Source organism: Clostridium disporicum, assembly GCF_001405015.1.
Taxonomy (GTDB): Bacteria; Bacillota; Clostridia; order Clostridiales; family Clostridiaceae; genus Clostridium; species Clostridium disporicum_B.
Map to the genome: position 1 here is coordinate 1 of NZ_CYZX01000009.1, position 15,283 is coordinate 15,283.

A 15,283-nucleotide genomic window follows, 5' to 3' on the forward strand; every position below is an offset into this window, starting at 1 on the left:
TCAGCTCCAACGTGACATACTGGACATTCTGCTGGTGCAGCATCTCCTTCATGAACATATCCACATACTGTACATACAAATTTCTTCATAATTAAATCCTCCTATTTATTCAAACATTTATTATCTATCTTCTAACATCTTTTACTCTTTGTCTTACGATTTATTATCAGTGCTTAATGCACCTTACATTTATTATTATATAATAATTATTATTAATTGCAAGTCTTTTTTTGAAATTTTTTAAATATTTTTTCTAGTTGATAATTACTCTCAGTTATTGAAACATCTTATTTTCCAGCACATTATTTGATATTAATTATCATTTGATAATGTTATCATTTAAGCATAAAAAAGACTACCCTCATTTCTAATGGTAGTCTTTTTAGAACATCTTTATTTAATATTATTATTTAATAATTATTATCTACTAATAATGTTGCGGTGTTTTTTTATTATAACTCAATCCCTATAATATTATATAATTTATTAAACTTAACTACATTTCAGAGTTATTATGGATTTAAACAAATCACCATCTACTTCTATATAAAATGTTCCTCCATGTAGTTCCACTATACTCTTAGCTATAGCAAGCCCTAAGCCTGAACCTTCACTAGTACGTGCTTCATCTGCTCTCTTAAACCTTTCAGTTATCTCATTAACGTCAAAGTTCAATTCATATGCAGCAATATTTTTCATCACTATTTTTACACGCTCCTCTTCTTTAATAATATCTATATATACTCTAGTATTCTCCATAGAATATTTAACTATATTAGAAATTAAGTTTTCAAATACTCTATATAATCTTTTTCCATCACCTTTTATAAACACTTTTTCTTCAGGAGTATTTACTCTTAAGCTTAATCCATGATTACTTATTCTTTCATCATTTTCACCAAGCACTTGTTTAAGCAATTGAACTATTTCAATCTTTTCAATATTGAGTTCCATTGCTCCACTAGCAGCTTTTGATGCTTCAAATAAATCATCGATTAAGACCTTTAATCGTTGCGCTTTATTATCAAGTACATTAACATAATCTCTTGCTGATTCTGGCTCTATATCTTCCCTTTTCAAAAGATCAATATAATTTATTATCGAAGTTAATGGAGTTTTTAAATCATGAGATACATTAGTTATAAGCTCCGTTTTCATTCTTTCACTTTTGACTTCATTTTGAAGAGACTCCCTTAGCCCCTCTTTCATATTATTGATATTATGAGCTAAGTCTCTAAATCTACCTTGACCTTTTTCCTCAATCTTATAAGTTAATCTTCCTTCAGCTCCATCTTTAGCCCCATCCATTATTTTTTCTAAATAAGCTAATTTTTTAAGAACTATAATAATAAATATTATGGTTACTACTATTCCTGCAATTAAAAATACCGGAAATAAATCATATGCTACCATAGCCATAAATAATAGTATTCCTCCAATTGTAGCATATATTAAAAACATTAATAAAATACTTCTAAATATTGATCCATTTTTCATCAATACTTGAATTTGAGCCCACAGTTTTACACTAATATTATTTTTTAATATAGTTTTTTCCTTGTAATTTAAGTATAAATCTCTTAATAAGATATACCAAACTCCAAAAAGAATTGCTGTTAATATAATATTTTTAAAATTAAACCACGATATATATCCCTTATAATATATCGATGATCTACTCATCATATATATTATCCAAATTCCTAATCCAACTGCTAATTTGTACTCTATTGGATAATCCTTTATTTTATTTATTATTATATCTATTATATTATTAATATAATTCTTCTTTTTTAACACTCGTGCTATACATAAAAGAATTAAAACTGATACAAGTAAAACTACTCCGCTAAGTAAAAGTCTATTTCTATTTTCATTAGCTATTTGCCATGCTGAGTATACTGAATCTCCCTTTGCTATCTGCTTAGGAATCCAAACATAAACTACTATATTATGATTTTCAATCGAATCAGCATCATAGCCTTCATATTTTGTTTCACTTGAAACTACACTTTCATAGTACGTATAAGGATAATAGTAATCATAATAATTATAATACTCCTCTTCTTCTATGCTTTTTCCATCTACGTAAATATTCTTACTTAACTTTCCGTTAGTAGCTATATTTATTTCTGCAAAATATCCGCTATTAGTTTTTAGATTGGCTATATCTTTCTTCTCATTACTAATCCATTTTTTTGTTGTTTCATCATAAGCACTAAAATTTAAGTTTTTATAAGAATTTAATTCATTACTCAAAGTATTGTAACTTTTAATTTTTCTTTCTAATACATATTGCTCAAACTCATCATCTGTAAAATTATATTTATCCTCTACTTCTTTGCTTACTTCTTCTATTTTCTTTTCTATCTGCTCATCTGACATGTATTTAAAACTTGAATCATTATATAATGAATTAATTTTCTCCGATGTCTCAGATTCTATCTTTACTCTTATTTCATCTTTACATATCTCTATATCATTTTCCGTTATGTTCTCTTTATCTTTTGCATAATCCGAAGACTTATAAAACAAAGAATAATCTACAGCTTTTGCAGCATAACTTTCTATTTCACTATTTAATTCTCCACCTAAATATAATGACTTCTCAGAAAAAAATCTGTAATTATTTCTAATTTCCATTACAGATAAAAATATAGATGAAGATAATATAAGAATTAAACCATAAATTATATAATCAGAATATTTACTTTTAATATTTTTCAATTTTGTATCCAATCCCCCACACCACCTTTAAATATTTTGGATCTTTAGGATTTATTTCAATCTTTTCTCTAATCCTTCTAATATGAACTGCCACAGTATTTTCAGCATTATAACTTGGCTCTTTCCATACTTTTTCATAAATTTCATCTATAGAAAATACTCTTCCTTGATTTCTTAAAAGTAATTCTAGTATCCCAAATTCTGTGGCTGTTACCTTAATAATTTCACCGTCTACTACAACTTCTTTACTATCAAGATTTAAAGATAAACCACCACTACTAATTATTGAATTAGATTCTCCTCTTTGTTGTACAGTTCCGAAATTTCCAAGCATAGTATATCTTCTAAGCTGTGATTTAACTCTTGCAATCATTTCCAATGGATTAAATGGCTTAGTTATATAATCATCAGCACCCATATTTAAACCTAATATTTTATCTGTGTCCTCAGATTTTGCTGATATTAATATAATAGGAATGTTTTTTTCTTCTCTTATTTTCATAGTTGTTCTAAGTCCATCCATTTTAGGCATCATTATATCCATTAAAATAAGATGTACTTCTTTTTCTATTAAAGCTTCTATAGCCTGCATACCATCATAAGCCTTAATAACTTCAATCCCTTCATTTTTTAAATATATATCAATTGCTTCAACTATCTCCTTATCGTCATCTACTACTAATACTCTATTTTTATTCATATGTTCCTACTCCCCTTTCTTCATTTATTTATTATATCATGAGAATTATCATATCATCCTCTTTTAAGACTTCTAACAATCTAGATTCTTCTTATATATATAATAGAATAGAAATCTTACAATTCTTTCAAGATAATTATTAAAAATTTCTTAAGATAAAAAATTCTAAGTTAACATAAAAAGTAATATATAAAGTTACTTTAGAATTTTTTAAATATAATTTTATAAACAAAAAAATAACCCCTAAGGTTATCTAATAATTAGATTTACCTCAGAGGTATTATTTAAACTATATTGTTAATAAAAGTCCTGCTATTGTTGCGCTTAGAAGATTAGCTAAAGTTCCTGCTATAATAGCTTTCCATCCTAATCTTGCTATATCACCTTTTCTACTTGGTGCCATACCACCAATTCCACCAATAAGAATTGCTATAGATGAAATATTAGCAAAACCGCATAGTGAGAACGTTGCTATTGCTGCAGCTTTAGTAGATAATGTTGCCATTAATGGTGAAAGGCTTGTAAATGCAACGAATTCATTTAATACAATCTTTTGTCCTATTAATGAACCTACTGTAATTGATTCTTTCATCGGTACACCAATTATTGTTGCTACTGGTGCAAAAATATATCCTAAAATAGATTGTAAGCTTAAGTTAGCTATTCCGAAGAATCCTCCAATCCATCCTATTAATCCATTAATAAGTGCTATTAAAGCTACAAATGCTAAAAGTATTGCTGCTATATTTAAAACTAAACCTAATCCATCTATAGCACCTTTAGCCGCTGCATCAACAACATTTGCTGAATCATCTTTTACCATTTCAACTTGTTCATTTGCTTTTGCTTGTTTTAATTCAGGTATTATAATCTTAGCCATAATAAGTCCTGCAGGAGCTGCCATAAAGCTTGCAGAAACAAGATATTCTATTGGAATACCAAGTAATGAATATCCAACTAATACTGATCCAGATACAGATGCAACCCCTCCAACCATTACAGTGAAAAGCTCTGACTCAGTTAATTTTTCAACATAAGGTCTTATTAAAAGCGGTGCTTCTGTTTGACTTAAGAATATATTACCAGAAGCTGATAAACTTTCTAACTTTGATGTTCCTAAAAGTTTGGATAGTGCCCCACCTATTATTTTTATTACAAATTGCATTACACCTAAATAATACAGAACTGCTACTATTGCTGATGTAAAAATAATTACTCCCAATACATTAACTGCAAATATACTTCCATCATTATTTAGTGAACCAAATAAAAATTTTATCCCTTCATTTGCATAGTTTATTACAGATTGTACTCCTAATGCTATTTTGCTTAATACAAATTTACCTACGCTCCATTTTAATGCAGCAACAGCAAATCCGAATTGAATTAAAAATCCAATTATAATTGTTCTCCAGTTTATTTTCTTCTTATTATTTGATAATAAGAAAGCTACTAGAAAAATAAAAACAATTCCTACTATACTGTTTAAAATTGCCATATTTTCTCCTTTTCTTTTGTATAAATTTATTTAACTTTAGTACTTTTAAATACCAAGTTTAATATGCTTATTTTACTTTTTTCCCAAAGGGCATTAATGATAGTTTAGCTAACTTTAAACTTTGAACTGCAAATGGTATACCTACTATTGTTATACATAAAATCAATGCACTTATAAGATTAGCTATGCATAATTCAAATCCACCAAAGATTATCCAAAATATATTTAAAATAAGGCTTGTACTACTATCACTTACAGTTATAACTTCTTTCCCAAATGGTGAGAATTGTAACTTTGCCATTTTGAAACATTGTTTTCCCACAGGTATTCCAACTATAGTTATGCACCATAATATTCCTGTAAATATCCATCCTATAGCTCCAAAGAATCCGCCAAATATTATCCACACTATATTTCCTAAACAGCTCATATCTTTACCTCCTATTTTAAATATAAAACATTACAAACATTCTTATTATATAAAAATTTTTCATAATATCAATACTCAAAATAATACAATTTAAATTTTCCTATATTATAATACAATTAAAATTTGTCATTATATCAATAATCTATTTAATAAATATCTATATTAAGTTATTAATTTTATCAATAAAAAATACCCTCTAAAGCTATCTAATAATTAGATTTATCTCAGAGGGTATTATTTAAACTATATTGTTAATAAAAGTCCTGCTATTGTTGCGCTTAGAAGGTTAGCTAAAGTTCCTGCTATAATAGCTTTCCATCCTAATCTCGCTATATCCCCTTTTCTACTTGGTGCCATACCACCAATTCCACCAATAAGGATTGCTATAGATGAAATATTAGCAAAGCCACATAGTGAAAATGTTGCTATTGCTGAAGCTTTAGCAGATAATGTTTCCATTAGTGGTGAAAGACTTGTAAATGCTACGAATTCATTTAATATAATCTTTTGACCTATTAACGAACCTACTGCAATTGATTCTTTCATCGGCACACCAATTATTGTTGCTACTGGTGCAAAAATATATCCTAAAATAGATTGTAAGCTTAGGTTAGCTATTCCGAAGAATCCTCCAACCCATCCTATTACACCATTAATAAGTGCTATTAAAGCTACAAATGCTAAAAGTATTGCCGCTATATTTAAAACTAAACCTAATCCATCTATAGCTCCTTTAGCTGCTGCATCAACAACATTTGCAGAATCATCTTTTACCATTTCTATTTGATCATTTACTTTTGCTTGTTTTAATTCAGGTATTATAATCTTAGCCATAATAAGTCCTGCTGGTGCTGACATAAAGCTTGCAGATACTAAATATTCTATTGGAATACCTAGTAAAGAGTACCCAACTAAAATTGAACCTGAAACTGAAGCTAATCCACCAACCATTACTGTGAATAGTTCTGATTCAGTAAGTTTTTCAACATAAGGCTTAATTAAAAGTGGTGCTTCTGTTTGACCTAAGAATATATTAGCTGAAGCTGATATAGTTTCTAACTTAGAAGTACCTAAAAGTTTAGATAAGGCTCCACCTATTATTTTTATAACAAATTGCATAATACCTAAGTAGTATAATACTGAAACTACTGCTGATATGAATATTATTACCCCTAATACATTAACTGCAAATATACTTCCATCATTAGTTAATGAACCAAATAAGAATTTTATTCCTTCATTTGCATAGTTTATTACAGACTGTACTCCTAATGCTATTTTGCTTAATATAAATTTACCTACGCTCCATTTTAATGCAGCAAGCGCAAATCCAAATTGAATTAAAAATCCAATTATAATAGTTCTCCAATTTATCTTTTTCTTGTTGTTCGAAAGCAAAAAAGCTACTAGGAATATAAACGCTATCCCTAGAATACTGTTTAAAATTGCCATAAAAACACTCCATCCTTTGTAAAATATTATTTCTTAGTTTAGTTTTATCAAAAATGCATTTAATATTCTTATTAGATAATTAATCATATATTATAATTTCATATATTAATTTATAATATTGTCTTTCATTTTTTATATCATTATTGACTTATCACAACCACTTACTATATAATTAATACATATTTTTATAAATAATTATTGCACTGATAAGGAGTAGTACTATATTTTTGTAATCTATAGAGAGCTGTTGTTTGGTGGAAAACAGTGATACAATTATAGGAACTTGCCTTTGAGCTTACTTGTTAAAAGCAAGTACGGATTCCCCGTTACGGATTTGAGTGAAAACTTTAAACTGTTATAAGTTAAAGTTTTAATAAGAGTGGTACCGCGAAACAATGCCTTTCGTCTCTTAATTGAGATGAGGGCTTTTTTTAATTTATAATTGACTAAACGAGGAGGTTTTAAATATGAGTAACTACGGAACTGCCATAGATAAAAAATGGCAAAAAAAGTGGGAAGAAACTGAACTTTATAAATTTAATCCTGATGCCGAAGGTGAAAAGCTTTATGTTTTAGAGATGTTCTCTTATCCATCAGGAAGCCAATTACATGCTGGTCACTGGTTTAACTATGGACCTGTTGATTCTTGGGCAAGATTAAAAAAGATGCAAGGCTACAACGTATTCCAACCAATGGGATTTGATGCTTTCGGATTACCAGCTGAAAACTTTGCAATTAAAACAGGTATCCACCCTTGGGATTCTACAGAAAAGAATATCAATACAATGGAAGAACAATTAAGAGCTATGGGGGCTATGTTTAACTGGGAAAATGAAGTTATAACTTGTACTCCTGAATATTATAAATGGACTCAATGGGTGTTCTTACAATTATTAAAGAACGGATTAGCTTACAGAAAGAAAGCTCCTGTAAACTGGTGTCCATCTTGTAATACAGTTTTAGCTAATGAGCAAGTAGTTGATGGTGCTTGTGAAAGATGTTCAACTGAAGTTACTAAAAAAGACTTAACTCAATGGTTCTTCAAAATAACTGAGTATGCTGATGAACTATTAGAAAAACTAGATACTTTAGATTGGCCTGAAAAGACAGTTGCTATGCAAAAGCACTGGATAGGAAAATCTACTGGTGCTGAAGTTACTTTCAAGGTTAAGGATTCAGATCTTAGCTTTGATGTATTCACAACTAGAGTTGATACTTTAAATGGTGTTACTTATGTTGTTTTAGCTCCTGAAAATGAATTAGTGGATAAATTAACTACTGCTGAAAATAAAGCTGCAGTTGAAGAATATAAAGAGGCTGCTAAGAAGCAATCTGATATAGAAAGACAATCTCTATCAAGAGAAAAAACTGGTGTATTTACTGGTTCATATGCTATAAATCCTATAAACGGTAAAGAAGTTCCAATCTGGGTTGGTGACTACGTACTTGCAACTTACGGTACTGGTGCTGTTATGGCTGTTCCTGCTCATGATGAAAGAGATTTTGCTTTTGCTACTAAGTTTAACTTACCAATAGAAAGAGTTATAGTGAGCAAAAAAGGCGAAGAAATCGAACTTCCATACTGTGAATATGGAAAACTAGTTAACTCTGGAGAATTTGATGGATTAACTACTGAAGAAGCTAAGGAGGCTATAGTTGCAAAACTTTCTGAGAACAACTTAGGTTCTGCTAAAGTTAATTACAGATTAAGAGACTGGTTAGTTTCAAGACAAAGATACTGGGGTGCCCCAATTCCAATAATATACTGTGATGATTGTGGTGCTGTTCCAGTTCCTGAAAAAGATCTTCCAGTAGAATTACCATACAACGTTGAATTTGCTCCAGATGGTAAATCACCACTTGCTAAGTGTGAAGAGTTCGTAAATACTACTTGTCCTTGCTGTGGTAAACCAGCTAAGAGAGAAGTTGATACATTAGATACATTCGTCTGTTCATCTTGGTATCAAATGAGATATGTTGATAATAAGAACACTGAAAAGGCATTTGATAAGGAATTAGTAGATAAGATGCTTCCAGTTGACAAATATGTTGGTGGACCAGAGCATGCTTGTATGCACTTATTATATGCAAGATTTATTACTAAAGCTTTAAGAGATATGGGTTACTTAAGCTTCGATGAACCATTTAAGAGCTTAACTCACCAAGGACTTATCCTAGGACCAGACGGATTAAAGATGTCAAAATCTAAAGGAAATACAATATCTCCAGATGATTACATTAAAGAATACGGTGCTGACGTATTTAGAATGTACCTAATGTTTGGTTTTGCTTACACAGAAGGTGGAGCTTGGAGTGATGACGGTATTAAGTCAGTAGCTAGATTCGTTGATAGAATAGAAAGATACCTTGATATGTGTAGAGAAGCTATTCAAAGTGGTGAAAATAATAAAACTACAATGGATAAAGCTGAAAAAGAACTAAACTTCTGGTTAAACAATGCTATTAAGGGCGTTACTGAAGATGCTGATAAGATGCAATTTAACACTGCTATAGCAAGAATGATGGAATTCATAAATGCTTTATCTAAATACATTAAAGAAGAAGTTAAGAACTTAGAATTCTTAAATACAGTTTGTAAAAGCTTTATAAAAATCTTAGCTCCATTTGCTCCTCACTTTGCTGAAGAACAATGGAATCTATTAACTGGTTCTTATTCAGTATTTAACGAAGCTTGGCCTTCATATGATGCTAAAGCTCTTGTTAAAGATGAAATAGAAATAGCTATCCAAGTTAATGGTAAGATTAAGGCTAGAATTAACGTTGCTTCTGATTTAGATGAAGAAGGAATTAAAGCTGCTGCTTTAGCTGATGAAGCTATAGTTCAAGCTACTGAAGGCAAGACAATAGTTAAAGTTATAGTTATTAAAGGTAGACTTGTTAATATTGTTGTAAAGTAATTTTATAATTAACTAAATTAATTAGGCTATTGCAATTCAGTCAGTCTATAAACTAGAAAAAGGTGGATTTTTTAATCCACCTTTTTTTCATAAACTTAAGTTATAAAGCTAATTAATATTGCCAATTTAAAATCATAAATCCCACATTAAATAGATGTAATAAATTTATTAACATATAAAAACTCACTAATCCTATACTGGCAATTAATGATCTCTTAATTTCTTTTTCATTTGAATATCTACTTCTAAAGTACCAATAATAAAGAATTACTGCTATAACTACAATTTTAAAAAAGTATGGCAATACTCCATCTATTACTGGTGCTAAAAAAACATTAGCTTCTATAAACATTGTAGGTTCAAGTTTCAAAAGAAGTTTAGTAAAAAATAAATCAGATAAGTTTAATAAGTATAATATAATCAAATTTATTTTTAATTTATGATATTTATTTTCTTTTAAATAATTACTTTTAAAAAACATAATTCTCTCACTTTCATATATAAATTTGATTACTATGTTCATTGATTAAGGTACTATATATGTACTTATCTTTTAGATACTTGCAAAAGTTTTTATCGAAAATATGTTATCTATATTGTAAATTAAGAAATAAAAATTAATTAACTATATTAAAGTATTATGTAATTATATTTTAATTTTATCTTTAACAATTATATTTTCTCAAGAAATTTAATACTACAAATTATTGTATTTTACTAATTTTTTCATATGTTTAACTTATTTTATGACAACTATATAAAAAAAGATGTAGCTTTCACTACATCTTATCAAGAACTATTTTAAATTTTTGTAAAACTGCACTAACAATCTCTTTATCTAGAGGCTTATAATAATCTAATAATTCTGATTGTTCTAATGCATCATAAGCTTCTCTAGCCATTTCCATCCAATTTTCTGGTATATAAACCCATACTATTTCTTCATAGCTACAGCTTAATAAAAAATGTTCCATTCCAAAAAATGAATATTCCTCTATCTTATGTAAAGTATTAAAAGCTTCATAATCTTTAACAATCTGACTAGTTATTTTATATTCATAAATATCGGCATAGAAAAAATCAAATTCTTCTGATTCTGCTTCAAAAGCATCTTTATTAATAATAGTAATCTTAGGATTATCTTTGAAATTGCAATTATATAAATCAATTACATCTTTGCTTACTTCATAAACTATAACCTCATCTACTTCTTCTTTCTTTGCCATTTCTTGAGCAACATATCCAAGACCTAGTCCTACTATACCAACTTTTCCTTTTGCTCTTTCTATAGCAAAATATGAACCTTCTATTTCTAAAGGTGTTAGTCTCATCCAAACATGATCGTAATCATGAACTAGTTCTGCTATCTTTAACCTTATTCTATCTTTTCTTTCATACAAGTACCCTTGAACGATTCCTTGTAATCCATCTATCCTCTTTATCTCAAAATCACCAATTTTACGAGGTCTTATCTTCCTATTATATTCCTTTATTTTACTTAAGACATAGTCTCTATCAAAAGGCTTCAATCTTAACAATCCCTTTCTATTTTTCGTACTTTAATTTTATCCCAATACCATTATACACTTTATATTATGCTAAACATAGTAAATATTATATTTACAATTTATAGAAATTTCAAGGTTTTTCTCATATGTTATTATTTTACAATATATACCTAAAAAACCTCTTGCCATTTCCGACTATTATGGTATACTATAAATATAATTTGAATATAAATAATATGAGGTGAATAAATATGAATAAATTTATAATAAGCGAAGAAGCATACAACGAATTTAAGGCATTTTTACAAGATAATGAAATAGAAAAATTCAGCATAAGAATTAACTTAGCAGGGTTTGGATGTAGTGGTCCAGCATTTAACATAACTGTTGACGATGCTAATGAAAATGACGTAGTTGAAACTATGAATGATATTACTTTCATAGCTGAATCAAAATTAATCGATGAATTTGGTGGATTTAAATTATTATCTTCAGAAGAAAACGGTGGAAGAGGTTTATCTTTAAAACCAGTTATCGAAGTTGAAGGTGGATGTGGATCTTGTGGAGGCGGTTGCCACCACTAAAAATAATAAGAGCTATTGATATATCAATAGCTCTATTTTTATAATTTAAACATATAATTTTTATATTTACTATTTATTTCTTCTATACCTTTTAATATATCTATCCAATATCCTTTATTAATCATCTTTTCGGCTTTTTCTTCACCTTCTAAATTACTTAACTTCTCTTCCATAAAGCTATTGATATATGTGTTCAACTCATAAGATATCTCTTTCATAACCGAAATATCCATAGCTAATTTATCATCTAACTTAATTGAATTCATATCATTTGACATATAATTAATCAACAAGTTATATATTAGTCCTTCTATATTGGCAAATACCTCATTTTGGTCAGTTCCTGTTAAATCTACCTTATTATCCTTTTTAAACCATGAAGTTTCTATATTCTTTAAGTATTTTTCCCATAAGTTTAATTCTGCAATATTTATTAAATTATAATTTTTATACAATGTTAATATTTCTTCACTTGTAATACTCTGTGATGAAATACATCCCTCAAGAGTTAATAGGATAGATTCATTTCTTGTTCTTATCTCCTCTATACTCTTATTTATTTCATTTCCAATTTCTTTTTTATATTCTATTCCAGCTATACTTTGGTAAACGTTTACCAATAAGCTTATTAATAAAATTAAAGTAATAGTTAATATACAACTACTTTTTTTATCTAATTTATTATTCATAAATCTCCCCCCGACATGGTAATTATATCATAATTGTTAACTTCGAGAAAGAGTTAAATAAATTACAACTTAATTTAGCATTGCAAATAAAGGAAAGTGAGAGGCAATTTGGTTGAAGGTGGGCTGTGCAAAGGGGAAAATCAGTTAAAGCTGAAAGGAAAATATCACCGACGTAACAGAGAAACCATTGCCAACAGCAATAGAGAAAATATATATATTGCTACTTTCACTGCAATGACACTAGCATTTTCTCTTTAACATAGTTACCTTTCCATATACGATAGTAGTATTTCCCCTTCGACACAGTCGACTTTTCACCTGTGAATTTCACTCATATTTTATTTAGTTGTATTTACATACATGTATTTCATCTACTGTGCTTCTTAGCATATCAAGTCCGCTGCTCCCACCTGTACCTTCTACAGTATCTTTACTTATTCTCTTTATCTGTCCATAGGATTTAGTTAGAGATAATTCTTCTTTACCTGTTAATACCCAAATTGTATTTTTATTTATTGGTCTTATTTCTAATTCTTTTTCCCCCACACCATCAGTAAAGTAAATTAATATTACATTTCTCATATTATTAGATTTAATGTACTTAAATACTGGAGAAAACTTTGTAGATCCGTTATTACTTTTCCTCTTTTTAATATCTTTAATAGAATTAATTTTATATATTCTTCTTATCTCATCATCACATTCTATAACAGTAATTATATTACCTCTTGATTTTGAAATTTCTAAAATTTCTATCATAATCTTATTTATTTCTTCATCAGTCATTGAAGCACTTATATCTATAGCCACTAATATTTCCGGTATATTATTAGGTAGCTCTCCCTTAAGGTCAAGTCTATCTGGCTGTCTTCTATTTCTTCTAGTTATACTCTTTTTTGCTCCTGCTCTAAGAGACGGAATCATTTTTTTTAATAACTTCTGCCACGATATTTCAGCTTTTTCTTCGTAGCCTAGTATAATTTGTCCTATTTCATCTGGAGCTTTTCCATTATAAGAGTTTATAGCTACAGTTTTTGCTAAGTTTCTGCTAATTTCCTGGGAAATTGAAGATTGCCACCATAAATCATGAGCATTCTTTATATTTATATCGCTCTTATCTTTTATATCTATCTTTAAAGGTTCTTTTTTATCATTTATGGCCTTATGAAGCTTTTCAGCATAATACTCACAACTCATATTTTCTTGTAATTCTAAATTATATTTCATATTTATATTATGAAGCCTAGTATACTCCATAGGTATATTTTTTATAAATTGATTTATTGATATATCTAATGCAATATTTACTGCTAATTTATCATACCTTTGCCTTAAATCTCTTTCACGCTCATAATGATTAAACATAATATGATATATTTCATGCTTTATTAAAGCCTTCATTTCATTTTTAGTATAAGATAAAAAACTTTTTGGATTAAAACTCATTCTAAATCCATCAGTTACAGGTATTGTTACAATTGGCCATTCTATAGCAAAATCAACATTTCTTTTAGTCTGAATCATAAAAGAACCGAAAAAAGCATCTTCATTTTCCATCATTTCAATAACTAATACTTCTATTAAACTCAAAAATTTCTTATCAAAATCTGATTTAGTATTTAGCTCTATATAATCCTTAATAAGCCCATCTTTAAATACATCAAAGTTCATAATACTACCTCTATTCGTAGATATCAAAGAAAGCTTCTATAAAGGTATCTTGACTTAAAATTTCCTTATATAATCCACCATTATAATCCTCTTTTATATCTTTCATAACGCCTAATCTTAAGTCTTTAGGATAGCACATTAAAACCTCTCCTAATATCTTAATCTTATCTCTATTTTCTTCTTCATTTAATAATTGTACTAATCTCTTTGCTAACATATATAATCTTGAATGATTTTCTTTTTGAATCATTTCCTTAATTTCATATGGTATAAAATCATAATCTAGAAGATTTTCAGCTTTTATAAGGGGACTATTAAAGTTTCTAGCAAATCCAATAAAGTCTGTAGCTATTCCTCCACCTACATTACCTTTTACAGCATTGAAAATAATAGCTTCACTATATTTATCTTTATTATTTTTATACATTTTAAATGCTTTAGATACTCTCTCCCAGCTTCTAGGCGTTGGTTTTATATTCTCATTTGCATAAGGCATATGAAGGTAGTTTGGAAATTGTGATATAAATTCTATGACCTCTTCTTCAATATCAGCTTCATCAGTCATTGCCCATTTAATCCATTCTTTACTGTCTGAATCAACTTCAACCCATACGAATCTATCTTCTTGGGCAGCATCCATATCAATAACTTGATAATCACTATTTTCAAAATTATCATACTTATTTGATGGATTCATTGCTGCAATTATCTTTACTGATGAATCAAGCTTGTATCCGTTTATTTCTCTATTCAAAATCAAATTCATTAATTCTTGTTGAACAGCATGTTCACATCTGTTTAATTCATCTATAAATAGCACTACACCATCATACTTGTTATCATTCAATAAAGAAGATACTTCTGTTAACTTGTAATGTGTAGCATACTCAGTTCTTCCGTTATTTACAAATGGAAGCCCCCCTATTTCACCTTCCTTTAAAAGGTTAGCATCTATATTTACTATAGCTAAATTATTGTTCTTAGCTATTTGTCTTACCATTGAAGTTTTTCCTATACCACTTTCCCCTATTATTAGTGGAACATCATTAGTCATTGTTACTAATTCAATAGTATTCATTGCTTCTGTAAAATTCATTTTTATCTGC

General features: G+C 28.6%; 13 protein-coding genes and 1 other annotated feature. Of the genes, 2 read left to right on the forward strand and 11 right to left on the reverse strand.

Features of this window, described 5'->3' with window-relative positions; translation table 11 throughout:
* From ARA56_RS17085 to ARA56_RS07295, 6 genes are all read right to left on the reverse strand, one after another.
* The coding region (locus ARA56_RS17085; protein ID WP_341380377.1) for a rubredoxin-like domain-containing protein at positions 1-89 on the reverse strand (89 nt) is incomplete at its 3' end.
* A gap of 403 nt (positions 90-492) precedes the next feature.
* Complete coding sequence (locus tag ARA56_RS07275; RefSeq protein ID WP_172675749.1) at positions 493-2,727, reverse strand: HAMP domain-containing sensor histidine kinase; 2,235 nt, start codon at positions 2,725-2,727, stop codon at positions 493-495.
* Positions 2,714-3,427 (reverse strand): response regulator transcription factor, encoded by a 714-nt coding sequence (locus ARA56_RS07280; RefSeq protein WP_055265244.1) that lies wholly within the window; start codon positions 3,425-3,427, stop codon positions 2,714-2,716. The genes ARA56_RS07275 and ARA56_RS07280 overlap by 14 nt, the downstream gene beginning before the upstream one ends.
* A gap of 289 nt (positions 3,428-3,716) precedes the next feature.
* A complete protein-coding gene (locus ARA56_RS07285; RefSeq protein WP_055265246.1) occupies positions 3,717-4,925 on the reverse strand; it encodes a NupC/NupG family nucleoside CNT transporter in 1,209 nt (402 codons plus the stop codon).
* A 67-nt stretch (positions 4,926-4,992) separates the two neighbouring features.
* Positions 4,993-5,355, reverse strand: a complete 363-nt coding sequence (locus ARA56_RS07290; protein WP_055265248.1) for a YccF domain-containing protein — start codon at positions 5,353-5,355, stop codon at positions 4,993-4,995.
* A gap of 243 nt (positions 5,356-5,598) precedes the next feature.
* Positions 5,599-6,807 carry a NupC/NupG family nucleoside CNT transporter gene (locus tag ARA56_RS07295; protein ID WP_055265250.1) on the reverse strand — a complete coding sequence of 403 codons (1,209 nt, stop codon included), beginning with the start codon at positions 6,805-6,807 and terminating at the stop codon, positions 5,599-5,601.
* A gap of 194 nt (positions 6,808-7,001) precedes the next feature.
* Positions 7,002-7,220 (forward strand) — a binding site (T-box leader).
* A 54-nt stretch (positions 7,221-7,274) separates the two neighbouring features.
* Here ARA56_RS07295 and leuS point away from each other — a divergent pair.
* A complete protein-coding gene (gene leuS / locus ARA56_RS07300) occupies positions 7,275-9,725 on the forward strand; it encodes a leucine--tRNA ligase (protein WP_055265252.1) in 2,451 nt (816 codons plus the stop codon).
* A 112-nt stretch (positions 9,726-9,837) separates the two neighbouring features.
* On the opposite strand, the gene ARA56_RS07305 is transcribed toward leuS, so the two are convergent.
* Entirely contained in the window at positions 9,838-10,206 is a 369-nt protein-coding gene (locus ARA56_RS07305) for a DUF5658 family protein (protein WP_055265254.1), read from the reverse strand.
* 298 nt (positions 10,207-10,504) lie between these two features.
* A complete protein-coding gene (locus ARA56_RS07310) occupies positions 10,505-11,254 on the reverse strand; it encodes a polyamine aminopropyltransferase (protein WP_055265256.1) in 750 nt (249 codons plus the stop codon).
* Between the two features lie 230 nt (positions 11,255-11,484).
* On the opposite strand from ARA56_RS07310, the gene ARA56_RS07315 reads away from it, so the two are divergent.
* The gene (locus tag ARA56_RS07315) at positions 11,485-11,817 is read left to right on the forward strand and encodes a HesB-like protein (protein ID WP_055265258.1); all 333 of its coding nucleotides are present in this window, start codon (positions 11,485-11,487) and stop codon (positions 11,815-11,817) included.
* Between the two features lie 38 nt (positions 11,818-11,855).
* On the opposite strand, the gene ARA56_RS07320 is transcribed toward ARA56_RS07315, so the two are convergent.
* The 3 genes from ARA56_RS07320 to ARA56_RS07330 all read right to left on the reverse strand — a co-directional run bounded on the left by ARA56_RS07320 (position 11,856) and on the right by ARA56_RS07330 (position 15,273).
* A complete protein-coding gene (locus ARA56_RS07320) occupies positions 11,856-12,506 on the reverse strand; it encodes a hypothetical protein (RefSeq protein ID WP_055265260.1) in 651 nt (216 codons plus the stop codon).
* Between the two features lie 342 nt (positions 12,507-12,848).
* The gene (locus ARA56_RS07325) at positions 12,849-14,177 is read right to left on the reverse strand and encodes a vWA domain-containing protein (RefSeq protein WP_055265262.1); all 1,329 of its coding nucleotides are present in this window, start codon (positions 14,175-14,177) and stop codon (positions 12,849-12,851) included.
* A 10-nt stretch (positions 14,178-14,187) separates the two neighbouring features.
* The gene (locus ARA56_RS07330; protein ID WP_055265264.1) at positions 14,188-15,273 is read right to left on the reverse strand and encodes an AAA family ATPase; all 1,086 of its coding nucleotides are present in this window, start codon (positions 15,271-15,273) and stop codon (positions 14,188-14,190) included.
* Positions 15,274-15,283 lie beyond the last annotated feature (10 nt).